The sequence below is a fragment of the Nocardia sp. NPDC052566 genome, from assembly GCF_044547285.1.
In the GTDB taxonomy this organism is placed as follows: Bacteria; Actinomycetota; Actinomycetes; order Mycobacteriales; family Mycobacteriaceae; genus Nocardia.
This window is the reverse complement of sequence record NZ_JBIUAF010000008.1, coordinates 430,810-455,806: the sequence shown is the minus strand read 5'-3', so window position 1 is coordinate 455,806 and position 24,997 is coordinate 430,810. Positions and strand designations below refer to the sequence as shown.

Sequence of the window (24,997 nt, the reverse complement as noted above, 5' to 3'; positions counted from 1 at the left end):
TGCGTTCGAAGGCGAACATGTCGCGCGCTCAACGGTGCGTGGTCGTTCGCGCCGACGACGGCCCCACTCGAAGATGTGAGGCATCGAGCACCGGAGTGTCGGTGCTCGACGCGCGAACGGGCGGTGTGCAGGTGCACGGCGTGGCGCTCTGGGGCCGTGGTAGCCGGTAGCTATCAAAGCTCTGGAGGTATTCACCGCTTGCCCGTGCCGGGGATGTTCGGTCGACTGTGCCGTGGTGTGCTGCCGCGGTCGGTGACCGATGGGGTGCGGGCGATGGTGTGGACCCGGCTACGTGGACACTTTTCCGGCGGTGCAGCGGAATTCTGGGCCATACCTCGGAAAAGTGTCCGCCTAGCCGAGCTCGCCGCGCCCGCTGTGGCTCGCGCCACAATGCACCGGGGGACCGGTGGGTGAAGTTTGCCAGGCAGCGTTAGGCTCGGTGACGTGACTTCCCATTACGACGTTGTCGTTCTCGGTGCCGGTCCTGGCGGTTACGTCGCCGCCATCCGCGCGGCACAGCTTGGCCTCCGTACCGCAATCGTCGAGCAGAAGTATTGGGGCGGTGTGTGCCTCAACGTTGGCTGCATCCCCTCCAAGGCGCTGCTGCGCAACGCTGAGCTCGCACACATTTTCACGAAGGAAGCCAAGACCTTCGGCATCTCCGGCGATGTGAGCTTCGACTTCGGTGCGGCGTTCGACCGCAGCCGCAAGGTCGCCGACGGCCGGGTCAAGGGCGTTCACTTCTTGATGAAGAAGAACAAGATCGACGAGTTCGACGGCAAGGGCTCCTTCGTCGACGCCAACACCCTCTCGGTCGCGCTGAGCAACGGCGGCACCGAGACCATCACCTTCGGCAACGTCATCATCGCCGCGGGCACCGTCACCAAGCTGCTGCCGGGCACCTCGCTGAGCGCCAACGTGGTGACGTACGAGGAGCAGATCCTGACCAGGGATCTGCCCGGCTCGATCCTCATCGTCGGCGCGGGCGCGATCGGCATGGAGTTCGGCTATGTGCTGAAGAACTACGGCGTCGACGTGCGCATCGTCGAATTCCTCGACCGGGCGCTGCCCAACGAGGATGTCGACGTCTCCAAGGAGATCACCAAGCAGTACAAGAAGCTCGGCATCACCATCACCACCGGTGCGGCCGTGCAGTCCATCGATGACGACGGCGCCAAGGTCACCGTCGCGATCAAGGACAACAAGTCCGGCGCGATCGAGACCGTCACCGTCGACAAGGTGCTGCAGGCCGTCGGCTTCGCACCGCGCGTCGAGGGCTACGGCCTGGAGAACACCGGTGTGCAGCTGACCGATCGCGGCGCCATCGCCATCGACGACAACATGCGCACCAACGTGCCGCACATCTACGCCATCGGCGATGTCACCGCGAAGCTGCAGCTCGCACACGTCGCGGAGGCGCAGGGCGTGGTCGCCGCCGAAACCATCGCCGGTGCGCCGACGGTGACCCTCGGCGACTACCGGATGATGCCGCGCGCCACCTTCTGCCAGCCGCAGGTCGCCAGCTTCGGTCTCACCGAGCAGCAGGCACGCGACGAGGGCTACGACGTGAAGGTCGCCACCTTCCCGTTCACCGCCAACGGCAAGGCGCACGGCCTCGGCGACCCGACCGGTTTCGTCAAGCTGGTCTCCGACGCCAAGTACGGCGAACTGCTCGGCGGCCACCTCATCGGCCCCGATGTCTCCGAACTGCTGCCCGAGCTCACCCTGGCGCAGAAGTGGGACCTCACGGTCAACGAGCTGACCCGCAACGTGCACACCCACCCGACGCTGAGCGAAGCCCTCCAGGAGGCCTTCCACGGCCTCGGTGGGCACATGATCAACTTCTGATCCGTTCTTCTGGCACGATCGGCCCGGTGCAAGCGAATTCGCGACCCACCGGGCCGACCGCGCGTTTCCTGCTGCCCGCCGCACTCGGCTTCTGCGCCGCGCTGATCCTGGTCGGCCTGATCGCGCTGGCCGACACCTGGGGCCCGCCGCATCGCGAAGGCTCCGCACCGATCCAGCAGCCCACCTCGATCGCCTACGCCGACGGCCGAACCCACTACGTCGCCCTCGTACGCACCCGGACCTGGTTGTTCCGCCGCGACGACACCTACTCCCTCTACTCCGGCAGCGACCCAGGCCTCTCCTACGGCCACTTCGTAGACATCCGCATCACCGGCGAAGACCACCCCTCCCTCGAATCCGCCGACTGGCAACCCGAGGGCGTCCGCCTCCACCTCACCTCCGGCCACGAACTCTTCATCCCCGCAAAAGAATTCACCTTCGGCCGCTGAACGATCGATTACAGCGGTACTTACGGATTGTCAGTAGTGGCAGTTTCTGGGGCTGGCCGGGGTGTTGGGGGCGCTGTTAGACACGGCGGATGGTTCGTAGATTGCTCAGTCGTAGGGTGCTTATCGGTACGGCGCTGGTGCTTGTGGTCCTGCTCGGGCTGTGGGTCGGTGTCTACTATTTGATGAATTCGCGGACGTTCCAGTTGGCGGGGCGGCTGGTGGACCGGGTCGATACCCGGGACAAGGTGGTTGCGCTCACGCTGGACGACGGGCCGACGGACAAGGCACCCGAGGTGCTGAAAGTGCTTGCGGATGCGGGGGTTCCGGCCACGTTCTATTTGATGGGGCGTGATCTCGCGGCGCATCCGGAGTACGGGAGACAGATCGCGCAGGCGGGGCACGAGATCGGCAATCACACCTACAACCATCGGCGGATGGTTTTCGTGTCGAGTGACACGGTGCGCGACGAAGTGGAGCGCACGGACGCCGAGATCGCGAAAACCGGTTACCGCGGCCCGATTACGTTCCGTCCGCCCAACGGTAAGAAGCTGTGGGAGCTGCCCAAGTATCTGTCCGACCACGACCGCACCACCGTGACCTGGGATGTCGAGCCCGATTCCGGCAAGATCGCGACAACCGACGAGATGGTCGCCGAAACCGTGCGCGAGGTGCGGCCCGGTTCGATCGTCCTGCTGCATGTCATGCACGAGTGGGCCGGGCCGTCGCTGGCCGCAATCCCCCGCATCGTCGCCGAACTCCGTTCCGCCGGTTACAGTTTCGTCACCGTCTCGGAGCTCATGAAGCACTGACGGTCAGCCTGCTGTGTGCGTAACTGCTTCAATCTCGGCCAACCGTGCCGCGCTAGGCGATCCGCGATGGCTCACCTACCATGCCTCACTCGAAACTTGCGAACGTAGCCCTTCATCGCATCGAATGAGGTGCGGTTGGCGTCGACGGTGCTCGTGACGAGGTGGAGTCGTCGTTGGCGAGGGTCGGTCAGAATTGGGACGATCATTGTAGGTATCCCTAGCTCGACGGCGGCTCCGTCGCGATAGACCCGGGCTCCGACCATGAGGGTTTGCTGTGCGGATACGTTCAGTTTCTCAAGCATCAGGAGAAATATGGCGGGATCAGGTTTCTGGATGCCGTGCTCGTTGGACAGGACGAATTCGTCGATCAAGCCGAAGAGCTGTGCTTCGACGAAGCTAGGGCGGATATCGAAGTGAATGTTGCTGAGAACGCCTATCTTGCAGCCCTTTTCGGCGAGCCTAGTTAGCGTGTCTGCGCTGTCATCGGCGAATTTGTTGTAGGTTGGGTCAGAGTCCACTTCGAATAGGGCGTCGGCGAGATCACCTTCTATTCCGGCGTCTTCGAACACCTCGTAGTACGCCGCGTTGTGCTGGTGGAATCTGGCGTTGCCCTGCGGTGATCGGCGTCGGTTCGGCTGGCTGGCGGCTGTCTGGATCCTTTCCAGCAGAGTTTTGGCGGCATCGGCGTCGCAATTCCGCCCCGCCCGCTTCAGTCCTTCTCGGGCCCAGCTATGGGGGGTGAGTTCTGTGACAAGTGTGCCTCGCCAGTCGAAGACAACTGCGTTGATGGGGCAGTAACGTGAGTCGGTGTCCCTAGCAGACTTTTTACCCAGGTGGTGGGTCTTTGGGGCTGCGTGACGATGGGGGACGGTGGGTCCCAGTGAGGCAGGCTTCGGCGACTGGGCCGCGGTTACCTTTCCGATTCGGGGCAGGTGGCTGTGGAATGCGTCGACGGCGGCAGCAGCGAGTTCGCCGCAATCACGGAACCGGGCCTCAGGGGTTTTGGCCAGTGCCCGCGCAATCACGGCGTCGAATTCCGATGGCAGAGAAGAATTCCGGATGGTGGGTCGTGGTACATCTACGTTGAGGTGAGCGTTTATCAGCTGCGCAGGACTATCCCCTATGTATGGCAGGCCTCCGGTCAGCATGTGAAAGAGTGTGCATCCCAGCGAATAGACGTCGGCCTGACGGCCGACAGTGGCGCTCGGGTCCAGTCGTTCCGGCGCAGCGTAGGCAAAGCTGGCGTGAATCCCGCCGACCTGAGTCAGAGTGCTCGTTCCACCGATAGCTTTGGCGATCCCGAAGTCCGCCAAAAAAACCCGTTCCTTCGCTCCGCGAGTGAGCAGGATGTTGGCGGGCTTGACATCACGATGAAGGACGCCCGCGTCGTGGGCGTAATCCAATGCCTCTGCGACTTTCGCGATTATCTGTGTTGCGCGGTCTGGTGCGAGCGGGCCGTGTTTCAGCTCGGCAGCCACGTCGGAGCCATCGATGTGTTGCATCGAAATCCAGAGGCGGTCGTCATCCTCGCCGCGGGTATAGATAGCCACGATGTTGGGATGCGTTAGCCGCGCAATGGTATCGGCCTCGCGCAGGAAGCGCTGGCGCAGCTGCGGGTCGCGGCTGGTGTCTCGGGCGAGAACCTTCAATGCGACGGACCGTTCCAGGCCGGGGTCGCGGGCGAGATACACCTCCCCCATCCCGCCCGCGCCAAGTGGCCGTTCAATTCGGTAACCCGCGAAGATCTGCCCTGCCCTCAACGAGTAAGCCACTGCTGCTTCCTCCCACCCCTGGTTTGTTGTGCCGACGATACGCTGCGGCCTTTTGCGCCGAGGGAGTCCCGGGGACCGCTGTGACATCGAATCGGGCACTGCCGGAGACGTGCATGTGGTCGAAGTCTAAGTCCTCAGGGCGTCTGGGCCTTCGAAGCATGCTCGGCGACGCAGCTAGTGACCTCGCAACGGGCAGGTAGTTGCTGGGGCGCTATGACGGTTCCGCCGTTCGTCACCGTCTCGGAGCTCATGAAGCACTGACCCACTCGGTGTCCGGTGTGGCGGCGGCCAGCGGGAGCGTGCCGTTGGCCACGGCGGTGGCGGCGGTGAGGTCCAGGTGGAGTTCGACGTCCGGATCCGTTGCCGGGCCGTCGTGATGGGTGATTCCGGTGTCGTCGATGACGACGTGGAAGACGGTGTCGCCGATGTGGACGGTGGCGGTGCCCTTGGGGAGGTGGTCGGCGATGGCGCGGCCGATGGGTAGGGCGAACCAGTGGGCGCGCACGGCGTCGGTGGGACGGCGGTCGCCCAGTAGTGGTGTGCCCCAAACGGATAGCGCGTCGAGAACCGGCCGCAGGGCAGCACCGGCCGGTGTGAGTTCGTAGACCGCGGTGGTCGCGCGCGGTCCTACTCGGTGACGCGTCACGATGCCGTCGCGCTCCAGGTCTTTGAGTCTGGCCGCGAGTACATCGGTGCTGATGCCGGGCAGGTCGGCGAACAGATCGCTGTAACGGCGCTGGCCCGAACATAATTCGCGGATCACCAGCAGGCTCCATCGATCGCCGACGACGTCGAGGGCTCGGCCGGCGGCGCAGTAGTGGTCGTAGGTTCGGCGTGGCACGCCCCCACTGTATCCGTTAGCTTGGAAATTCCAAGTGCATACTTGGAATTTCCAAGTAGAGTGGTCGGCATTCGCACCGAGAAGGGATGTTCATGCAGGTCAAGCAGTCGAGCAAGCTAGCGGGCGTGTCGTATGAGATCCGCGGCCCGGTGGCCGAGCAGGCGGCCAGGCTCGAGGCCGAGGGCCATCACGTGGTCAAGCTGAACACCGGCAACCCGCTGCTGTTCGGTTTCGAGGCGCCGGCGGCGATCCTGCAGGACATCGTCCGCACCCTGCCCGCGTCGAGCGGCTACAGCTCGTCGAAGGGGCTGCTGCCCGCCCGGCGCGCGGTGGTGCAGTACTACCAGACCCTCGGCGTGGCGGATGTCGACGTCGAAGAGGTGTTCCTCGGCAACGGCGCCTCCGAGCTGATCATGATGGCGATGACGGCGCTGCTGGAGAACGGCGACGAAGTACTCGTTCCCGCACCGGATTTCCCGCTGTGGACCGCGGCGACCACGCTGAACGGCGGCCGCGCCGTGCACTACATCTGCGACGAGAACGCCGACTGGTACCCGGACCTGGCCGATATCGCCGCGAAGATCACCGACCGCACCCGCGCGATCGTGATCATCAACCCGAACAACCCGACCGGCGCGGTCTATCCGCCGGAGGTGCTGCGCCAGATACTCGAGCTCGCCCGCAGGCACAACCTCGTGGTGTTCTCCGACGAGATCTACGACAAGATCCGCTACGACGACACACCGCACACCGCGACCGCCTCACTCGCGCCGGATCTGTTGTGCCTGACCATCTCCGGCCTGTCGAAGTCATACCGCTGCGCCGGATTCCGGTCCGGCTGGCTGGTGGTGACGGGCCCGACCCAGCACGCGCAGAGCTACCTCGAGGGCCTGACGATGCTCGCCGGCCTGCGCCTGTGCGCGAATGTGCCTGCGCAGCAGGCGATTCAAGCCGCGCTCGGTGGACACCAGAGCATCTACGACCTGACCCTGCCCGGCGGCAGGCTGCGCGAGCAGCGCGACCGAGCCTGGGAGGCGCTCAACGCGATTCCCGGCGTCTCCTGCGTCAAGCCGCAGGGCGCCCTCTACGCCTTCCCCAAGATCGACCTCGACATGTACCGGATCCACGACGACGAACAGTTCGTCCTCGATCTGCTGCTGCAGGAGAAGCTGCACATCGTGCAGGGCACCGGCTTCAATTGGCCGCGGCCCGACCACTTCCGGATCGTCACCCTCCCGCACGCCGACGAACTGGAGGCGATCATCGAACGCATCGGCCGCTTCCTCGCCACCTACCGGCAGTAGGCCAGCGGATGAAGATCACCGTGCTCGGCGGCGGCGAGAGCAATGAACGCGCCGTATCGGCCGCATCCGCCGCGGCCGTCGCCAACGCCCTACGCGCACTCGGTCATTCGGTCGACGAGATCGATCCCGCGGTCTGGCCGCGCGCCGCGACGTTCGCCGCGCAGATCGGCGTCGACGCGCCGCCCGCGGCGGAGGCGAAGCAATTGGAAGCCGATTTCCGGTCGAATCTCGGCAGCGCTGCCTTCTGGGCCGATATCGATGGCGATGTCGTCTTCCTGGCGCTGCACGGCGGCATCGGCGAATCCGGTGAGCTGAAAGCACTTCTGGAACAGCGCGGCAGCACGAGCACCGGCGTCCGCTCCGAGGTGATGGCCCGCTCCTGGGACAAGGCCGACACGATCGCCGCGCTGGCCGCGGCGTCGGTGCCCGTCCCTCGGTCGTTCGCCACCCCGCCCGACCGGACCGCCTGCATCGTCAAGCCCGCGCTCGACGGCTCGAGCATCAACGTGTTCAAATGCGCCGACGCCGGCGAGATCGAGGCGGCGATCGCACGCATCGACGGCCCCGTGCTGATCGAGGAGTTCCTGCCCGGCGCGGAGTTCACCGTCGGCGTCGTCGGCGCCCGGGTGCTGCCGCCCGTCCTGATCGAACCCGGCGACGGCTGGTTCGGCTATGCCGCGAAGTACCAGCCCGGTGGCTCCCGTGAAATCTGCCCCGCCCCTGTCGATCCCGCGTTGAACGACCGATTGATGGATCTCGCGACACAATCGATGTACGCCCTCGGCTACGGCGACACCTCCTACGGGAGGGTCGACCTGATGCTCGACGCCACCGGCGCGCCCCGTGTACTCGAGGTCAACTCCCTACCGGGGCTGACCGGCGCGAGCCTGCTGCCCCTGGCCGCCGGAGCCGCGGGATGGGACTTCCCCGCGCTGTGTCAGGAGATCCTCCGGCTCGCGACCTGAGACCGGCGCCGGTACGCCGTTGTCTGTGAATGGCATTGGGCGCCTGGGCAATCAGATCAGAGCATGCCGTAGGCGTGGGTGGGGGTGAGCCGCACGAGGGCGCGTCGTTCGGCGACCATCGCCTTGCGGTAGTCGTCCCAGTCGGGGTGCTCACCGGAGCCCGCCCGGTAATAGGCGATCAGTTCGTCGACGGTGGGATCGTCGGGGTCGGCGGCGACGGGGCTGAGCTCGACCGTGCCCTCGATGACGGCGTAGGCGAAGAAGTCGGCGCGGGTGACGTGGACGGCAGCCCACGGATCGCGCAGCAGGTTGTGATATTTGGCGCGGTCCGCGGTGATCGAGACACGGATCAGGCCGTCGTCGCCGACCACGTGCAGCACGTTGGACAGTTGCGGGCGGCCGTTGCGCCGGATCGTGGTGAGCACGGATCGCTTGGTGTTGCTGGCGAAGTCGAGTGCGTCGGCGAGTTCCATGTGCGTATTCAACCGGGCACGGCGCGTCGGCGTTCCCGATGCGCCGTGTCGCAGGCGTGTCGCTACTCGGGCCGAGGTTGTTCCCCCGGCGAGCTGAGTGTCGTTGATTCGCGCTTGGATTCGCCGGTGCGGACCGCCGCCTTGGTCACCCAGGTCATCGCCCGCTCGAGCGGACCGCGGCCGAAGTAGTGGATCCACAGCAGTGATCCGGCCGCGGCGATCGCGACGGAGCTGAGGAACAGCGCGGGGCTGTCCGCGTTGGATTCCCAGATCGCCAGCGAGACAACATGTCCGGTGTACACGGTCAGCGGCATATAGCCGATCGCGGTGATCGGGGCCAGGAAACGGCCGAGCACCGGCTGGCAGATCAGCAGCAGGCCGAGTATCGCCGCGGCGACGCCCGCCGAGCCGAGTATCTCGAAAGTGGTGCCGGAGTGCGGTTCCGCGTTGAGCAGCGAGGTGAATCCTGGGTCGGGGAGGTCGACCTTGTCGGCATCGACGGTCCCGCCGGTATCCGCGTCGGTGTAGGCGAAATCGGTGAAGGCATTGTCCTGGGGAACGAACAGCCAGGTGGCCAGCCACGCACCGCCGTAGCCGATGACCGCGGCGGCGATGCCCCAGCCCAGCAGTCGCTTCCGGGTCAGCGGGGCGGTCAGATCGCTGCGGCCGATGGCGAGGCCGATCAGGATGAAGACCACCCAGAGCGCGGCCGGATAGGTGCCGGTGATCCCGAGGTTGACGATTCCGCCTGCCATGCGGGCGCTTTCGGGCAGCACGGAGTACAGCCACCACAGCAGCACCGGCGCGGCCACCGCCCAGACGGCGGCCGCGGTCAGCAGTTTGCGTGGCGGCCAGGTCAGGAACGGGACGGCGAGCACGAACATCACCGCATAGAACTCCAGGATCACCGCGACCTCGGTGCCGGTGGCCGTGAGTATCCCGCCGATCAGGAACAGCAGGCAGGCGCGCACGATCACGCGCAGCCGCGCGGCCACCAGGTCGGCTCCGGTCGGCGGGGTCATCCGCCCGGTCATCAGGGCCAGCGAAGCGCCGCCGAGCACGGCGAACAGGATCGAGGATCGCCCGGAGGCGATGGTGTGCCAGTGCCCGGGATCGGACCAGGTGAGATCGCCGTAACCGAGGGTGTGCGCCGCGATCATGCCGATCACGGCGAGGCCGCGCGCGGTGTCCAGCGCGCTGATCCGGCTCGGGTCGCTCGTTCGCACGGCCATTGGATCGATCTTGGCCGAGCGCCCGGACATGGGCAAACGAGTTTTCCGGCCGGTATACCGCCGCCAGTCGAACCAACCCTGTGCGCCGTCCGAGCCGGCTACCCCAACACCCATGGCGCCCACTGTGCCGCGCGCACCATTAAGGGATCGTGAGCGCGCCAGGACGTCAGTCGCGGTGGTAGGCGGCCTGGGCCTCGCGCACTCGATCCATATTGGTCTCGACCACGACGATCAGCGACTCCAGGCGATCGGCCACCTCCGCGCCGAGCGCGGTGAGGGTGTACTCGACGCGCGGCGGGATGGTCTCGTGCACCTCGCGGTGCACCATGCCGTCGCGCTCGAGCGCCTGCAGCGTCTGCGAGAGCATGCGTTCGCTCACACCGTCGACGCGGCGGCGTAGGGCGCTGAAACGGTACGGCCCCTCGCGCAGTGCGACGAGGGCGAGGATTCCCCAGCGGCTGGCCACGTTCTGCAAAACCGGGCGTGAGGTGCAGTTTTTGGCGAAAACGTCGGCTTCCAGCGCGGGATCGTCGGTCTCCGCCGACGGGGTGCGCTGCATGGTCATGGATTCGATGGTACCTAACTTGACGACAGCATTGTGGGAATGCATAGTACTTACTATTAGTTAGTGCTTGCAGAACCGTCACATTCCTTGGAGGTAGTCATGACCGTCGCAGTCACCGGAGCCAGTGGTCAGTTGGGTCGCCTGATCGTCGAGGCACTGTTGCGTGAGGGCGCGGCGCCCGTCGTCGCCGTCGTACGCGATCCGCAGAAGGTCGCCGACCTGGCCGAGCAAGGCGTCGACGTCCGCCAGGCCGACTACGACGACGCGGCCGCGCTGGATCGCGCGCTGGCCGGTGTCGATCGCGTGCTGCTCGTCTCCGGCAACGAGTTCGGCGCGCGAGTAGCGCAGCACACCAACGTCATTCGCGCCGCCGAGCGCGCCGGTGTGCGGTTGTTCGTCTACACCAGCATCCCGAACGCCGAGACCAACCCGATGACGTTGGCGCAGGAGCACAGGGGTACCGAGGCAGTACTCGCGGAATCGACTGTGCCGCACGCCATCCTGCGCAACAGCTGGTACTGGGAGAACTTCGTCGGCGCGCTGCCGCACGCGGTGGAATCCGGTGTGCTGTACGGCGCGGCGGGCGAGGGCCGGGTGGCGGGCGCGGCGCGCGCCGACTACGCCGACGCGGCCGCCAAGGTGCTGACCACCGACGGCCACGCGGGCGCGGTCTACGAGCTCGGCGGTTCCGAGCGGATCACCTACACCGAACTGGCGCAGGTGATTTCGGAGGCGGCGGGTAAGCCGGTGCGGTATCAGGACCTGCCGGAAGCGGACTACGCCGCCGCGCTCGAGGCGGCCGGTAAGCCCGCCGCGTACGCGGGCGCGCTGGCCAACGCCGATTCCGGTATCGCACAGGGTGTTCTCGACGTCACCAGCGGCGACCTGGAGAAGCTGCTCGGCCGTCCGGCCACGCCCGCGGTCGAGGTCTTCCGCGCCGCGCTCAGCTGAACCACCCCTGCCGCGCAGACACTTTCGCGCCGACCAGGCGGGATTTCCGTCGAACGGCGACGAAAGTGTCCGCTTTGCGGAGCAAGGTCGCGAAGCAACCGCATGCCCCGGCCGCGAAGCACCCCTCCTCAGTGCGCTGTACTTTGTATGGAAATTCTCGAACGGCCGCACGATGACCCGCACCGTGCCGACCGCATCGTGATCGAGGAGGGGTGTCGTGGCCGACAAAAGAGGTGATCGCAGCAGTGCCGGTGATCCCGCGCGCACGCTGGAGTTGCTGTGGCGGATCGGCGGCACCGCGGGTTCGCGCGGTCCGAAACAGCGCAGCAGTGTCGACGCCGTCGTCGCGGCGGCCATCGAACTCGCCGACACGGAGGGGATCGGTGCGCTCACCATGCGCGCGGTCGCGACCGCGCTCGGTCTGACGCCGATGGCCACCTATACCTATGTGCCCGGCAAGGCCGAGCTGATCGATCTGATGCTCGACACCGTCTACCGCGAGATGCCGCGCCCTGATCTCGCCGATCTTCCTTGGCGGCAGCGGGTTTCGGCGATCGCCGCGGCGAATCGCGATCTGCTGGCCCGCCACCCGTGGGTGGCCTATCTGCCGACCACCCGCCCGCCGCTCGGTCCAGGCACGGCCGCGAAGTACGACTACGAACTCCGGGCCTTCGACGGCATCGGGCTCGCCGATCTCGAGATGGACGCGGCGCTGACCTATCTGCTCGGCTTCGTCACCTCGGTCGCGCGCATCGCCATCGATACCGCGCGGGCCGCCGCGGACAGCGCACTCTCCGACGAGCAGTGGTGGGCGCGCGCCGCACCGCTGCTCGAGCAGGTGTTCGACGCCGAGCGGTATCCGCTGGGGGTCCGGGTCGGTGCCGTCGCGGGCAAGACCCACGATTCCGCCTACAGCGCGGAGCACGCCTACGAATTCGGCCTCGCGCGGACACTCGACGGTTTGGCCGCGCTCATCGAAAAGCGCTGAGCGCCGGTCAGAATCCGTCCTGCTCGATGCGCAGGGTGGTGATTGTCGCCGCCAGACCCTCGTATTGGTTGACGAGCAGCACGATCTCGATCAGCGTGCGCTCGTCGTAGTGCGCGGCCAGCGCGGCCCAGGCGTCGTCGTCGATATCGCGGGTTCGGACGAGCTGGTCCACGGCGCCGAGCAGCGCGCGGTGCTTGTCCGACCAGCCGGGCGCCGACGGTCCGGTGCGCAACCGCTCCAGGATTTCCGAGGTCACCCCGGCCCGCTTGCCGAGGCGGATGTGGTGATCGGTCTCGTACGCGCAGTCACGCAGGTGCGCGACGCGCAGGATGACCAGCTCGGACTCGTGCCTCGGCAGCCGCCCGCCCGGCATGAGCTTGCCCGAGTAGTGCAGCCAGCCGCGGAACAGGCCCTTGGTGCGGCCGAGCGTGCTGAAAAGGTGCGCGTCGTCGGTGCCCGCCGCGCGCGAGAGTACTTGCCAGACAACCCAGTTGATCGGACCGAGCTCCCGGAACCGGCCCGGGGAGACGCGTGGCCGCAGCGCTGAAACCATGGGTGATGCCGCCTCTTTCGCCTGTCCAGCGCGCGTGCGCGCCGCGTGATCGTCGTTTGTGCGGCTGCCGTGCCGCCCGAATGGCGAGCGTACTCCGGCACCTCCTCAGACACCGGCGACTCTCGCGACCGACCGGTCCGTGCTGTGCGAATTGCCCTTACCCATCTTCGGTTTCCGGTGGTTTGGACGGGGATAGCCAGTCATTATCACTACAGTCGGAACAGGTGGGCAGGGGACTAACACGATGCTCGTACGGGTGAAGACCGGAGCGAATCTCTCCGGTGCCGAACAAGAATTCGTCGACTGCCTGCGCAAATATCCGACCACCGGCGTCGCCCTCGTCGACATGCAGGCCGGCGACAGCCGAGGCACCAGGCGGATTCTCGCGGTGATCTTCACACCGCGCGGCATCACCGTGGTGCAGGTGCTCGGTTTCCGGCGCCGCCAGAGCGGCATACTCACCGTGCCCGCCGACGGACCGTGGACGATCAGCGATACGCCCGCCGATCTGGACGATCCGCCACAGGGCAGGCCGTCGGACTGGCTGGAACAGAGCGTCTACGAGGTGCGCGGCATGCTCGAACGCGCGCTGCTCGACCCCGGGCACGTCTGCGGTGTCATCGCGCTGATCCCGTTCCGCGGCGTCGTGGTCCGTCCGTCGCGCACCAACCTGCACCCCGGCCTCGATGTGGTCGTCGCCAATGTCTCCGATTCCACCGAGCTGCGCATCTACCTGGAGAGCTTCTCGGCGGGCCCGCGCAACTGGACCGCGGATCGTGTGCTCGGCGCGTGCAAGGCGCTCGGGCTCACCGACGGTGCCCCGCGCCGCGAGGAACTGCTCGCGGACGGCTTCGAGACCACCGCGCCGGAACCGACGACAACCATTGCGCGGCCGGTGAAACCGCGCGAGGTCCCCACCCCGCGCCCGCCGTCGCGGCGCCAGACGGTCGCCGCGTGGGCCGTTGTTGTCGTCGCGATCGTCGGCATGCTCACCGTCCTCGGCGTCGTGATCGCCGCGCTGGCCAACGACACCGCGCACCCCACGCCGACCACCACCCAGGCGCCGAGCCCGACTCCGTCACCGTCGCCCTACCACCCGATCGAGTGCTATCCGTTCCAGCCCAACTGCTGAGATCGGCCGCGATCGATAGTCGGCAACAGGCTGGCGAACATCGCCGTAGCGCGCCTTTCTCTACTGCGCCGCGTCCGGGATAGGGTGATAGCGGGTTGCGCTGTAACGACTTTCGATGACGAGCCCGTTGCCGGTGTTCTGGCGGTGTGCGGCGTGCCGGTTACCGATCGGTGAATCTTTGTGACGACCCGGTCCGGCTACGGTTGCGTAGCGCGGGGATGGTGCGGCAGGCTTCGTTTGTACAACGTCAGAACATGGATCCCGCGGCTTGCCGGGTCGCGGAGCTGAGTCCGAGGAGGACACGGTGGGGCACTACAAGGCGAACGTGCGAGATATCGAGTTCAACCTGTTCGAAGTGCTAGGACTGGACAAACTCCTCGATACGGGTGCCTACGGTGATCTCGACTCCGACACCGTGCGCGAGATCCTGGCCGAGGTGAAGCGCCTATCCGAGGGGCCGGTGGCGGAATCGTTCGCCGCGGCCGACCGTGACCCGGTGGTCTACGACCCGATTACGTTCTCCATCTCCGTGCCGGACGCGCTGCGCAAGACGGTCGACGCCGTCCGTGCGGCCGACTGGAGCAGGCTCGGCCTGCCCGAGGGCATGGGCGGCACCTCGGCGCCCGCCGCGGTGGTGTGGGCGGTCAACGAGATGATCACCTGCGCCAACCCATCGGCCAGCTTCTTCAATATGGGCCCGGTGATGGCGTCGGTGCTCTACAACGTCGGCACCGACCAGCAGAAGCATTGGGCCACCGTGGGTTTCGAGCGCGGCTGGCAGGGCACCATGGTGCTCACCGAGCCGGACGCCGGTTCGGATGTCGGCGCCGGGCGCACCAGGGCGGTGCGGCAGGAGGACGGCTCCTGGCATATCGAGGGCGTCAAGCGGTTCATTTCCGGCGGCGATGTCGGCGACACCGCCGAGAACGTCTTCCACCTGGTGCTCGCCCGCCCCGAGGGCGCGGGGCCCGGCACCAAGGGCCTGTCCCTTTTCTACGTACCCAAATTCCTGTTCGACCACGAGACTCTCGAACTCGGCGACCGCAACGGCGTGTACGTCACCGGTGTCGAGCACAAGATGGGCCTGAAGTCCTCGCCGACCTGCGAGCTGACCTTCGGCGCCACCGCGGTGCCCGCCAAGGGCTGGCTGGTCGGCGAGGTGCACAACGGCATAGCGCAGATGTTCCAGGTGATCGAGAACGCCAGGATGGTGGTCGGCATCAAGTCGGCGGGCACGCTGTCCACCGGCTACCTGAACGCGCTCGACTACGCCAAGCAGCGGGTGCAGGGCGCGGACCTGACCCAGATGTCGGACAAGGCCGCGCCGCGGGTGACGATCACCCACCACCCGGACGTCCGCCGTGCGCTCGCCATGCAGAAGGCGTACGCCGAAGGCATGCGCGCGGTGTACCTCTACACCGCCGCACATCAGAATGCCGATGTGGCGCAGCTGGTTTCGGGCGCGGATGCGGATATGGCGCATCGCGTCGACGATCTGCTGCTGCCGATCGTCAAGGGCGTCGGTTCCGAGCGGGCCTATCAGTACCTCACGGAATCGCTGCAGACGCTTGGTGGTTCGGGCTATCTGCAGGATTACCCGATCGAGCAGTACATCCGCGACGCGAAGATCGACTCGCTGTACGAGGGCACCACCGCGATCCAGGCGCAGGACTTCTTCTTCCGCAAGATCATTCGCGACAAGGGCGCGGCCATCGGGCACGTCACCGGGCAGATCACCGCGTTCCTCGACGCCGCGACCGGTCGCTTCGAGGCCGAACGGGCGCTGCTGCGCACCGCGCTGGCCGACGTGCAGGCGATGGCCGCCACGCTGACCGGCTACCTGATGGCGGCCCAGCAGGCGCCCGCGGAGCTGTACAAGGTCGGCCTCGGTTCGGTGCGCTTCCTGATGTCGGTGGGCGACCTGATCATCGGCTGGCGGCTGCTCGTCCAGGCCGAGATCGCCGCGGCCGCGCTGGCCGGTGACGCCTCGGACAAGGACCGGCCGTTCTATGCCGGAAAGGTCGCCGTCGCAAGCTTCTTCGCCAAGAACGTGCTGCCGGAACTGACCGCCACCAAGGGCATCATCGCCGCGCTGGACAACGACATCATGGACCTCGACGAGGCCTCCTTCTGATGCGCTGATTGCGCCGCCGCGCACCGGTTTTCGCGAGAATTGGTGCGCGGCGGTGTAGTTCGCGCGTCGTCAGTCGGCGAGCAGCTTCAGGACCACGGGGCGCGACAGCGTGCCGCTGACCTGGCGGGCCAGCTGGTTGGCGCTCGCGCCCTCGGCGTTCGCGGCGCGCAGGGCGGCGGCGAGTTCGTCGCGGGCGGCGTCGGCGGCGGCCTGGGCATTGCGGAGGCGTTCGGCCGCGCGGTCGACCTCGGTGGTCACATCGTTGACCGATTGGGGGTCGTGCGGTGTGGTCGTCGTGTTGACCGCTGAGCGTTCTCCCGCTGCGGTCGTCATGTTGACCGGCCGGACGTCGTGCCCGGCGGTCGTCGTGTTGACCGGTTGGGTGCCGCGGGCCGCGGTGTGGCCGACCTCGCGCATCGCCGCCCTGGCGAAGTTCACCATGTATTCGCGGGTGGCGGCCTTGTCGTCGGCGGCGGGGCCGAGCAGTAGGCGGACGGTCTGCGGTACCGCGAGGTTCCAGTTGGACAGGCCGCACAGTGCGAGCAGCAGATGTCCGGCGGACTGCTTCTCCACGCCGAATTGCTCACTGGCGCGGGCGAATTTGGTCTCGTAGTGCTCGGCGCGCCAGCCATCGATATCGTGCGCGTCGGCGCCGCGGTGCAGCGCCTCCCACAGCATCAGGCGCAGCAGGTGCGGGTGCGCGTTGTGGTAGTCGAACAGTTTGCCGACGTATTCGCCCGGCTCGGTCTCGGCGAGCGGCTGGACCACCTCCATGAACTCGCGCAGCGTGTCGATCAGGATGACGTCGAACAGCTTGTCCTTGCTGCCGAACAGGCCGTAGATGCGTTCCTTGTTCACACCCGCCGCCTCCGCGATGCGGTCGACCCTGGCTCCGGCCAGGCCGTATTCGGCGAATTCGTCGCGCGCGGCACGCAAGAGGGCCTGCTTGGTCGCGTCGCTGCGCTTGATCATGGCCGTCATGGCGACGACTTTACCATTTCTTAAACCAACTGTTTGGTTGACAACCAACTGGTTGGAGTCGTAGCGTCTTCCGCATGGCAACGCAGACACTTCTCCTCCCGGCCGGTACCCCCGCTGCGGCGCCGGCCCGCAGCGCATCACCCCGCGCGCACACCGGCCGCACCCTGCCCGTCTTCGTGCTGTCCGCCCTGCTGGCCACCGGCCAGATGTACATCCCGATTCCACTGTTCACGGCCATGCGGGCCGACTGGAATGTCGGTGCGGGCGTGATGACCTGGATCATCAGCGCCTTCGCGTTCGGCTACGCGGGCGGTTTCGTCCTGTTCGGTCCGCTGTCGGATCGCTACGGTCACCGCAAGGTGCTGGTCACCGGCATGCTCGTCGCCGCGGTGGTCACCCTGTTGACCGGTCTGGCGGTGAGCGCGCCGCTGGCCGTCGGCCTGCGCATTCTGCAGGGGCTGGTGGTCGGCTCGATTCCGCCCGCGATCATGGCCTATGTCGCCACCCGGATCACTCCCGCACACCGGCCGGTGGTCACCATGTCGGTGGCCACGTCGTTCCTGGCCGCGACGGTGATCGCGCAGATCGTCTCGCAGGCGGTGGTCGGGTCCTTCCCCTGGCGCACCGTATTCCTCGGCTCGGCAGTCGTTTTCGCGGCACTGGCCTTCGCGCTACGCGCGGTGATGCTCGACGACGCCCCCACCGGGCGGGATAAGCCGTTGCGGCACAGCTACGCCGCGATCCCCGCGGTGCTGCGCATCAAGGAGCTGCTGCCGATGCTGGCGGCGGGCGCGCTCAGCATGGCGGTCATGGTCGGCGTCTACACCGGCATCGAAATCACCGGTCTGGTCAAGGGATCCGGCGAACTGCTCGCGCTGCGGGCCGGTGCGCTGCCCGTGATGGTCGCCCTGCCGCTGCTCGCGGTGCCGCTGTCGCGGCTGTCGAAGCCGGGCCAGATCGTGCTCGGTGTGCTGATCGCCGCGGGCGCCATGGTGGTCGCCACGTTCGAGGGCACCCATCTCGCGGTGCTCACCGTGCTGCTGGCCGTGCTGGTCGGCGGGCTCGGCACCATCGCGCCCGCCGTCCTGCAGAGCGCCGGTGAACTCGGTGGTGAGGCGCGCGCCGCCGCCACCTCGGTGGCCATGTTCAGCTTCTACGTCGGCGCCACCGTCGGCCCGCTGATCGCGGCGGCCGCCGCACCGCACGGCTTCTCGGTGCTGGCCTGGACGCTGGCGGTGCTCCTCGTCATCGCACTCGGCCTGACCCTGCTCGGCGCGCGTCTGCAGCGCGTCGCTCGGTTCGCCTCGACGGCTTCGTCAGCCTCGGCCGCCTAACGGGCCGAATCCCTCGCCGGTCGCTGTATGCCGGGTCGGCCGAGGACGAACAACAAAGGGCGGCACCGAATCCCGGTGCCGCCCTTTGTTGTCGGACAAGCCCCTACCAGCAGTAGGTGTAGTAGCCGTTGTTGAAGCAGTCGCGGGTCCAGGTGCGCATGTCCGGTTTATCCGAGGCCGGGATCGACGCGCCGATCGCACCGCCGATCGCGCCACCGATGATCGCGCCGAGCGGCAGCGCGAGGATCGCGAGCGGGATGAGCAGTCCCATGGAGCCGATCGCGATCGCGACGCCGATGATGCCCGCGGGCAGTGCGCCGAGGAACACGCCGATGCCGACGCCCGCGCCGATATTGCGTTCCCTGGGCGACGAGGTGACCCAGTGGCCGATCGGGGCGGCGGTCAGGCGGGTCCCATCCCTATCGATCGACGGCTGCAGGTTCACCGTGCCGTCGTCCAGCTTCAGATCGACGGGCGTGCTCGCGATGACCTTGCCGACCTGGTCGGTCACGGTGAGCGTGCCGTCGGCGACCTTGAAGGTGCCCCCGGTCAGCGTGGCGACGAGCGAATTCCCGTCCGTGGACTGCGAAATGGTGTATCCCACGCCCTGTTCCGTGCCGCTCGCGGTCTTCGGCTGGAACGAGCCGTCCGCGGCCTTCGGCTGGAAGGTGGTGATCTGGTCGGGCGTGGCCGGCGTCGGCTCGGCATGCGCGACTCCGCCGACGACCCCCGTCACCGCCGCCGTGAACAGCGCGGCAACGGCGAACTTCTTGACTCTCATCTATTTCCCCACAGGTGAATGGACGCGCGGTCGCGTCCAGCCCGTCAGGCTAACACCCATAAATCGAAGGGGCACAATTGATTTCGCTCACATAGCGAATGCTCGCACGGTGCAAGACTCGCCGCGCTCGGCCCATATCGATACGTGCTCACCGAGCCCGGCGCGCTCGCGAATTACTTGAGCACGTAAGGCGATACCGAGCTGCGGTGCTCGCTGATATCCAGCACCTTGCCCAGCGGCGGGAAGGCGCGCTGTGGGCAATTGGCCCGCTCGCAGACCCGGCAGCCCGCGCCGATGGGAGTCGCGCCTGCCTCGTCCAGATCGATGCCGTCGGCGTAGACCACCCGGCCCGCGTGCCGCAGCTCGCAGCCGAGTCCGATGGCGAATGTCTTGCTGGGCTGGCCATATCGGGTGGCGCGGCGCTCGACCGTGCGGGCAACCCACAGGTACTTGCGGCCGTCCGGCATCTGCGCGATCTGCGTCATGATCTTGCCGGGATAGGCGAAGGTCTCGTACACATTCCACAGCGGGCAGGTGCCGCCGCTGGAGGAGAAGTGGAAACCGGTGGCGGATTGGCGTTTCGACATATTGCCCGCCCGATCCACCCGCACGAACGAAAACGGCACGCCGCGCAGTTTGGGGCGTTGCAGCGTCGAAAGCCGGTGGCAGATAGTCTCGTAACTCTGGGTGAAGAATGCCGAGAGCCGCTCGATGTCGTAGCGGAAATCCTCGGCCACCTCGTGAAAATGCGTGTAGGGCAGCACGGTCGCCGCGGCGAAGTAGTTCGCCAGCCCGAGCATTGCCAGCTTACGGGTGTCCTCGGAGGCGAAATTGCCCTCCTCGACCAGCTTTTCCAGCAGATCGCCGCATTCGAAGTAGGCGAGTTCCGCGGCGAGTTTGAAGGTGCGCTGACCGCCGGACAGATGCGGTGCGATCTCCAGCCGCTGGCTTTCCGGATCGTAGCGGTGCAGCACGCCCTCGCCGAGGTCGATGCGCTCGACGATGCGGACGTCGTGTGCGCGCAGCCTGCGCGCGATCTCGCTGTTCACGTCGCCGCCGTGGAATCGGATCCGCGCGGTGAGTTCCTCTGCGGCGGTGTCCAATTCGTGGATGTAATTCTGCCGCTGATAGAAGAAGTCGCGCACCTCCTCGTGTGGCTTGCTGATCGCGGCGCTGCCCGATCCGTCGGCGAACCGGTCCTCGGTGGCCGCCGCGAGCTGGGCGGAGGTGTTGCGGTAGCGGTTGTGCATGTTGACCAGCGCGCGGGCCATACTCGGATGCGCGGAGACCATGTCCGCGATCTCCTGGGTGTCGGCCTCGATGCCGAGCTCCTGGTCCATCACCACTTCTTGCAGCTCGGCGATGAGCCTGGTGTCATCCTGGGAGGAGAAGAAGGTGGCGTCGACGCCGAACACTTCGCTGATCCGCAGCAGCACCGGCACGGTGAGCGGGCGCACATCGTGTTCGATCTGATTGAGGTAGCTCGCCGAGATCTCCAGCTTCTGGGCGAGCGAGACCTGGCTGAGCCCCCGTTCGGTCCGCAGCTGACGAAGCCGCGCCCCGACGTAAGTCTTGGCCATATGTCCAGTTTAAGATCGGATTCGCAGCTCTGCCAATGGTGAATTAGCAGCAGAGCTGAGCGATATGTCACACCGAGGAGTTACCGTCGATTCGTGCTGTTCTCGGATGTGGTGCTGGCCTCGGACACGGTGCGGGCGACCAGGTCACGTAAGACGAAGATCGCTACGCTCGCCGCGCTGGTGCGCGCCGCCGCGCCCGCCGAGCTCGCGCCGGTGGTCGCGTGGGTTTCCGGAGAGCTACGCCAAGGCCGGATCGGCACCGGTTGGCGCACCATCGCTTCGATGGAAACCACTCCGGCTTCGGTTGCCGCGCTGACTGTTTCGGCCGTCGACACGGCTTTGTCCGAGCTGGCGACGGTATCCGGGGCCGGATCGGCGAACCGGCGCAAGGAATTACTCGCCGCGCTATGGCGCGCCGCGACCGCCGAGGAACAGTCTTTTCTGGTGCGTCTGCTGACCGGTGAGCTCCGCCAGGGCGCGCTCACCGCGATCGTCGCCGAGGCGGTCGCGCAGGCCGCCGACGTACCGCTGGAGCTGGTGCGCCGGGCGCACATGCTGTCCGGGCAGCTGCCCGTTACCGCGGTCGCCGCGCTGACCGGCGGCGCCGCGGCACTCGGCGAATTCCGGTTGGAGATCGGCCGCCCGATCCAGCCCATGCTCGCCTCGCCAGGGGCGACGCTCGACGAGACGCTCGCCGAATTCGACGGTGAGGTGAGCGTCGAACACAAGATGGACGGCGCGCGGATCCAGGTGCATCGCGACGGCTCCCGCGTGTGGGTATTCACCAGGACGTTGCGCGATATCACCGCGAGCGTGCCCGAATTGGTCCAGCTGGTCGCCGGATTGGACTGCACGAGCACCGTGCTCGACGGGGAAACGCTGGCGCTAGACGATTCCGGGCGCCCCCGCCCGTTCCAGGAGACGATGAGCAGATTCGCCGAGGTGAGCTCCACCCGTGAATTGCTGCTGCACCCTTACTTTTTCGACTGCCTGCATCTGGACGGGCAGGACCTGCTCGACGCGCCGCTGTCCGAGCGGCGCATCGCGCTCACCAAAGTCGCCGCCGAACACAGCATTCCGGCGTTGATCCGGCCCGACGCCGAGGCGGCCGCCGAATACTTCGACGGCGCGCTCGCGGCGGGACACGAGGGCGTGATGATCAAATCGCTGACCGCGCCCTATGCGGCGGGCCGCCGCGGCCGCGCCTGGCAGAAGATCAAGCCGACGCACACCCTCGATCTGCTCGTGCTCGGCGCCGAATGGGGATACGGCCGCCGCACCGGCTACCTGTCGAATCTGCATCTCGGCGCGCGTGATCCGGAGACCGGTGAACCGGTGATGGTCGGCAAGACCTTCAAGGGGCTCACCGATGCCCTGTTGCACTGGCAGACAGCGGAATTCCCGCGGCACGAGCGTGCCCGCGACGAGTACACGGTGTATCTGCATCCGGAACTGGTCGTCGAGATCGCGCTCGACGGCGTCCAGGTCAGCCCGCGCTATCCTGGCGGCGTCGCGCTGCGCTTCGCGCGCGTCGTGCGGTACCGCCCGGACAAGGAATCCGCCGACGCGGACACCATCGATACCGTGCGCGCGCTGCTCCCGTAGCGAAATTCGGTTGCGGCCGCCGTGAGCTGCGGCGAATATGGCTGTGCCACTGTAACTATGGGCTCCGATTCCGGCTCGGCGCCCGTCAGAATGCAGGGGGGAACTGGCAGGGTCGTGTTTCGGGATAGGTAGTAGCGGTGGGTTTTGGGGCGCGCTTGTCGCGTGCGGGGCGGGTCGCGGCAGCGCGGATCACGCATGTCTTGGTGGCGGTACTGATGATGGGCGCGCTCGATGGCGCTGCCGCGCAGGCGAATCCGCTCGATCAATTTCTGACGCCGTCGCGCGATCCGGCGGGCATCCTGCCGACGCCGCTCGGCGATCCGTTCTACACACCGCGGCCCGGCTTCGAGGATGAGCCGCTCGGCACGATTCTCGCGTCCCGTCCGGGCGGGACCGGCGCCACACTCTTTCCGGTGATCGCGACCGAACTGCTGATCCGGTCCACCGACGCGAAGGGCAGACCGGTGCCCGTCGTCGCGACCCTGCTGATGCCGACCGCGCCATGGACCGGGCCGGGGCCCCGCCCGCTGGTGTCGCTCAACGCGGCGATCGATTCGCTCGGGCACAAATGCGCGCCGTCCTACATTCTCAAACAGCAGTCCGACGACCTGTGGACATCGCAGATCTCGCTGTTCAAGGGCTTCGCGGTACTGGTGCCCGACCATCAGGGGCCGCGGCAGGCCTACGCGGCGGGCCGGATGGCCGGGCATGCGGTGCTCGACGCGGTCCGTGGCGTGGTGAACGCGCCGTGGCTCGGCCTGCGACCGGACACGCCGACCGTGCTCACCGGCTACTCCGGCGGGGCGATCGCGTCCGGATGGGCGGCGCAGCTCGCACCGCAGTACGCGCCGGAACTCAATATCGTCGGCGCCGCGTTCGGTGGGGTGCCTGCCGACTTCGCCATGCTGATCGGCAGCATGAACGGCCGCAACGCGGCCTCGGGGGTATTCCTGGCCGCCACGCTCGGTCTGGCCCGCGAATACCCGGAAATGTTGAGCCTGATGAACGACAACGGCTGGCGGATGGCGCAACTGGGCAAGGATCTGTGCTTCACCGCCGAAGGCGCGCTCGGCGCGGTCGCACCGCTGCCGGTGCAGACGTTCACCGATGCGCCGATGCCGACCGAGATCCCGTGGATCAAGGAGATTCTGGCGGAGAACAAGCTCGGTGCCACCGCGCCGACCGTACCGATCTTCCTGTACCACGGTGTCAACGAATTCTGGATTCCGTTCGCCGGCGCGGCCAACCTCTACGACGACTGGTGCGCGAAGGGCGCGCGGGTCCGGTTCGAGGGATATCTGGGCGAGCACGTTGTGGTCGGGCTCAGCGGGATACCCGCAGCGCACGCTTGGATCGAGGACCGGGTCACCGGCAAGCCGGTCGCGGAGGGCTGCTCCAGTTCCGGTCGGTGAACGGACGCTTGGGTTAAGGATTCACGTTAGCGGACGCCACTCGCCGCGCGATATTCGGCAACCGTTTGGCAATCCGTGCTAGCGGTGCTTCACACTGGTGGGGTGACCGTCGAACTACTGGTTCTCCTGATCGTCATCATCACGGCACTCGCATTCGATTTCACCAACGGCTTCCACGACACCGCGAACGCGATGGCGACCTCGATCGCCACCGGCGCGCTGCGACCACGCGTCGCCGTCGCACTGTCCGCGGTGCTGAATCTGATCGGCGCGTTCCTGTCGGTGGCGGTCGCCGCCACCGTCGCCAAGGGCATCGTGCGGCTCGACGCGGTGCAGGGGCACGACCTGCTCATCATCGTGTTCGCCGGACTCGTCGGCGGCATTCTGTGGAACCTGCTGACCTGGTTGTTCGGCCTGCCGTCCAGTTCATCGCACGCGCTGTTCGGCGGTCTGATCGGCGCGACCATCGCCTCGCTCGGCTGGAGCGGCGTGATCTGGGCGGCCGGCTCCGAAGGCGTGCTCACCAAGATCATCCTGCCCGCCGTGCTCGCGCCGATCGTCGCCGCGCTGGTCTCGGCCCTCGGCACCTGGTCGGTCTATCGGATCACCCGCGGCGCCGACGCGGACAAGGTGAACGAGGGCTTCCGCTGGGGACAGATCGGTTCGGCCTCACTGGTCTCGCTGGCACACGGCACCAATGACGCGCAGAAGACGATGGGCGTCATCTTCCTGGCGCTGGTCGCGCACGGCACCCTCACCAAGAACGACGAAATGCCGCTGTGGGTGATGGCCGCCTGTGCCGTCGCCATCGCGCTCGGCACCTACCTCGGCGGCTGGCGGATCATCCGCACCCTCGGCAAGGGGCTCGTCGAGATCGATTCGCCGCAGGGCCTGGCCGCCGAATCGGCCTCCGCGGCGATCATTCTCACCTCGGCGCACTTCGGCCTGCCGCTGTCGACCACGCAGACCGCGACCGGCTCGATCCTCGGCACCGGGCTCGGCAAGGGCGCCGAGGTGCGGTGGGGCGTGATGGGGCGGATGGTGGTCGCATGGCTGCTCACCCTGCCGCTCGCGGGCGTGGCGGGCGCGGTGTGCTGGGCGATCGCACACTTCATCGGCGGGCTGCCCGGCGTGCTCGTGGTGTTCGCGATCCTGATCACGCTCTCGGGTGCGATCTATCTGCGGTCGCGGCGCGATCCGGTCGACCACGGCAACGTCAACGAGTGGCCCGAGGTGGATATCCCCGCCGCGCCCGCCGAATCCGCGCACTCCGCACAGGTCTAGGAGG

At 67.0% G+C, this 24,997-nt stretch carries 22 protein-coding genes; 13 read left to right on the top strand and 9 right to left on the bottom strand.

The annotated features are described in order from the left end of the window. The first annotated feature begins 444 nt into the window (after positions 1-444). From lpdA to ACIG5A_RS40495, 3 genes are all read left to right on the top strand, one after another. The gene (lpdA, locus tag ACIG5A_RS40505; protein WP_397250243.1) at positions 445-1,848 is read left to right on the top strand and encodes a dihydrolipoyl dehydrogenase; all 1,404 of its coding nucleotides are present in this window, start codon (positions 445-447) and stop codon (positions 1,846-1,848) included. A gap of 26 nt (positions 1,849-1,874) precedes the next feature. Continuing rightward, the gene (locus tag ACIG5A_RS40500) at positions 1,875-2,297 is read left to right on the top strand and encodes a hypothetical protein (protein ID WP_397250241.1); all 423 of its coding nucleotides are present in this window, start codon (positions 1,875-1,877) and stop codon (positions 2,295-2,297) included. 89 nt (positions 2,298-2,386) lie between these two features. Next, positions 2,387-3,106, top strand: a complete 720-nt coding sequence (locus ACIG5A_RS40495) for a polysaccharide deacetylase family protein (protein WP_397250239.1) — start codon at positions 2,387-2,389, stop codon at positions 3,104-3,106. Positions 3,107-3,177: 71 nt separating this feature from the next. Here the strand turns inward: ACIG5A_RS40495 and ACIG5A_RS40490 are convergent, their stop codons facing one another. Both ACIG5A_RS40490 and ACIG5A_RS40485 read right to left on the bottom strand, forming a co-directional pair. Next, on the bottom strand, positions 3,178-4,878 hold the full coding sequence (locus tag ACIG5A_RS40490; RefSeq protein WP_397250237.1) for a protein kinase: 1,701 nt from the start codon (positions 4,876-4,878) through the stop codon (positions 3,178-3,180). Between the two features lie 247 nt (positions 4,879-5,125). Continuing rightward, complete coding sequence (locus ACIG5A_RS40485) at positions 5,126-5,719, bottom strand: winged helix-turn-helix transcriptional regulator (RefSeq protein WP_397250235.1); 594 nt, start codon at positions 5,717-5,719, stop codon at positions 5,126-5,128. Between the two features lie 92 nt (positions 5,720-5,811). On the opposite strand from ACIG5A_RS40485, the gene ACIG5A_RS40480 reads away from it, so the two are divergent. Together ACIG5A_RS40480 and ACIG5A_RS40475 are read left to right on the top strand one after the other, a co-directional pair. After that, complete coding sequence (locus ACIG5A_RS40480; RefSeq protein WP_397250233.1) at positions 5,812-7,023, top strand: pyridoxal phosphate-dependent aminotransferase; 1,212 nt, start codon at positions 5,812-5,814, stop codon at positions 7,021-7,023. A gap of 8 nt (positions 7,024-7,031) precedes the next feature. Then, complete coding sequence (locus ACIG5A_RS40475; RefSeq protein ID WP_397250231.1) at positions 7,032-7,988, top strand: ATP-grasp domain-containing protein; 957 nt, start codon at positions 7,032-7,034, stop codon at positions 7,986-7,988. A gap of 56 nt (positions 7,989-8,044) precedes the next feature. On the opposite strand, the gene ACIG5A_RS40470 is transcribed toward ACIG5A_RS40475, so the two are convergent. The 3 genes from ACIG5A_RS40470 to ACIG5A_RS40460 all read right to left on the bottom strand — a co-directional run bounded on the left by ACIG5A_RS40470 (position 8,045) and on the right by ACIG5A_RS40460 (position 10,252). Continuing rightward, complete coding sequence (locus ACIG5A_RS40470) at positions 8,045-8,461, bottom strand: PPOX class F420-dependent oxidoreductase (RefSeq protein ID WP_397250229.1); 417 nt, start codon at positions 8,459-8,461, stop codon at positions 8,045-8,047. A gap of 62 nt (positions 8,462-8,523) precedes the next feature. Then, a complete protein-coding gene (locus tag ACIG5A_RS40465) occupies positions 8,524-9,693 on the bottom strand; it encodes a heparan-alpha-glucosaminide N-acetyltransferase domain-containing protein (RefSeq protein ID WP_397250227.1) in 1,170 nt (389 codons plus the stop codon). A 166-nt stretch (positions 9,694-9,859) separates the two neighbouring features. Then, positions 9,860-10,252: a winged helix-turn-helix transcriptional regulator gene (locus tag ACIG5A_RS40460; protein ID WP_397250356.1), complete on the bottom strand. Its 393-nt coding sequence runs from the start codon at positions 10,250-10,252 to the stop codon at positions 9,860-9,862. 105 nt (positions 10,253-10,357) lie between these two features. Here ACIG5A_RS40460 and ACIG5A_RS40455 point away from each other — a divergent pair, with 105 nt between their 5' ends. Then, on the top strand, positions 10,358-11,209 hold the full coding sequence (locus tag ACIG5A_RS40455; RefSeq protein WP_397250225.1) for an SDR family oxidoreductase: 852 nt from the start codon (positions 10,358-10,360) through the stop codon (positions 11,207-11,209). 217 nt (positions 11,210-11,426) lie between these two features. Further along, positions 11,427-12,197 (top strand): TetR/AcrR family transcriptional regulator, encoded by a 771-nt coding sequence (locus ACIG5A_RS40450; RefSeq protein WP_397250223.1) that lies wholly within the window; start codon positions 11,427-11,429, stop codon positions 12,195-12,197. Positions 12,198-12,204: 7 nt separating this feature from the next. Here the strand turns inward: ACIG5A_RS40450 and ACIG5A_RS40445 are convergent, their stop codons facing one another. Then, entirely contained in the window at positions 12,205-12,738 is a 534-nt protein-coding gene (locus tag ACIG5A_RS40445; RefSeq protein ID WP_397250354.1) for a carboxymuconolactone decarboxylase family protein, read from the bottom strand. 268 nt (positions 12,739-13,006) lie between these two features. On the opposite strand from ACIG5A_RS40445, the gene ACIG5A_RS40440 reads away from it, so the two are divergent. Beyond that, positions 13,007-13,882: an NERD domain-containing protein gene (locus ACIG5A_RS40440; protein WP_397250221.1), complete on the top strand. Its 876-nt coding sequence runs from the start codon at positions 13,007-13,009 to the stop codon at positions 13,880-13,882. A gap of 304 nt (positions 13,883-14,186) precedes the next feature. Continuing rightward, positions 14,187-16,016 (top strand): acyl-CoA dehydrogenase, encoded by a 1,830-nt coding sequence (locus ACIG5A_RS40435; RefSeq protein WP_397250219.1) that lies wholly within the window; start codon positions 14,187-14,189, stop codon positions 16,014-16,016. Positions 16,017-16,085: 69 nt separating this feature from the next. Here the strand turns inward: ACIG5A_RS40435 and ACIG5A_RS40430 are convergent, their stop codons facing one another. Beyond that, positions 16,086-16,997, bottom strand: a complete 912-nt coding sequence (locus ACIG5A_RS40430; RefSeq protein ID WP_397250217.1) for a TetR/AcrR family transcriptional regulator — start codon at positions 16,995-16,997, stop codon at positions 16,086-16,088. Between the two features lie 74 nt (positions 16,998-17,071). Between ACIG5A_RS40430 and ACIG5A_RS40425 the strand changes: the two genes are divergently transcribed. Further along, on the top strand, positions 17,072-18,331 hold the full coding sequence (locus ACIG5A_RS40425) for an MFS transporter (protein ID WP_397250215.1): 1,260 nt from the start codon (positions 17,072-17,074) through the stop codon (positions 18,329-18,331). A 103-nt stretch (positions 18,332-18,434) separates the two neighbouring features. Here the strand turns inward: ACIG5A_RS40425 and ACIG5A_RS40420 are convergent, their stop codons facing one another. Next, positions 18,435-19,112: a hypothetical protein gene (locus ACIG5A_RS40420; protein ID WP_397250213.1), complete on the bottom strand. Its 678-nt coding sequence runs from the start codon at positions 19,110-19,112 to the stop codon at positions 18,435-18,437. 173 nt (positions 19,113-19,285) lie between these two features. Further along, the gene (gene ramB, locus ACIG5A_RS40415) at positions 19,286-20,692 is read right to left on the bottom strand and encodes an acetate metabolism transcriptional regulator RamB (RefSeq protein ID WP_397250211.1); all 1,407 of its coding nucleotides are present in this window, start codon (positions 20,690-20,692) and stop codon (positions 19,286-19,288) included. 93 nt (positions 20,693-20,785) lie between these two features. Between ramB and ACIG5A_RS40410 the strand changes: the two genes are divergently transcribed. The 3 genes from ACIG5A_RS40410 (at position 20,786) to ACIG5A_RS40400 (ending at position 24,993) form a co-directional block, all read left to right on the top strand. Beyond that, on the top strand, positions 20,786-22,297 hold the full coding sequence (locus ACIG5A_RS40410; protein ID WP_397250209.1) for an ATP-dependent DNA ligase: 1,512 nt from the start codon (positions 20,786-20,788) through the stop codon (positions 22,295-22,297). 137 nt (positions 22,298-22,434) lie between these two features. After that, positions 22,435-23,709, top strand: a complete 1,275-nt coding sequence (locus ACIG5A_RS40405; RefSeq protein WP_397250207.1) for a lipase family protein — start codon at positions 22,435-22,437, stop codon at positions 23,707-23,709. A 102-nt stretch (positions 23,710-23,811) separates the two neighbouring features. Then, the gene (locus ACIG5A_RS40400) at positions 23,812-24,993 is read left to right on the top strand and encodes an anion permease (RefSeq protein ID WP_397250205.1); all 1,182 of its coding nucleotides are present in this window, start codon (positions 23,812-23,814) and stop codon (positions 24,991-24,993) included. Positions 24,994-24,997: the final 4 nt, after the last annotated feature.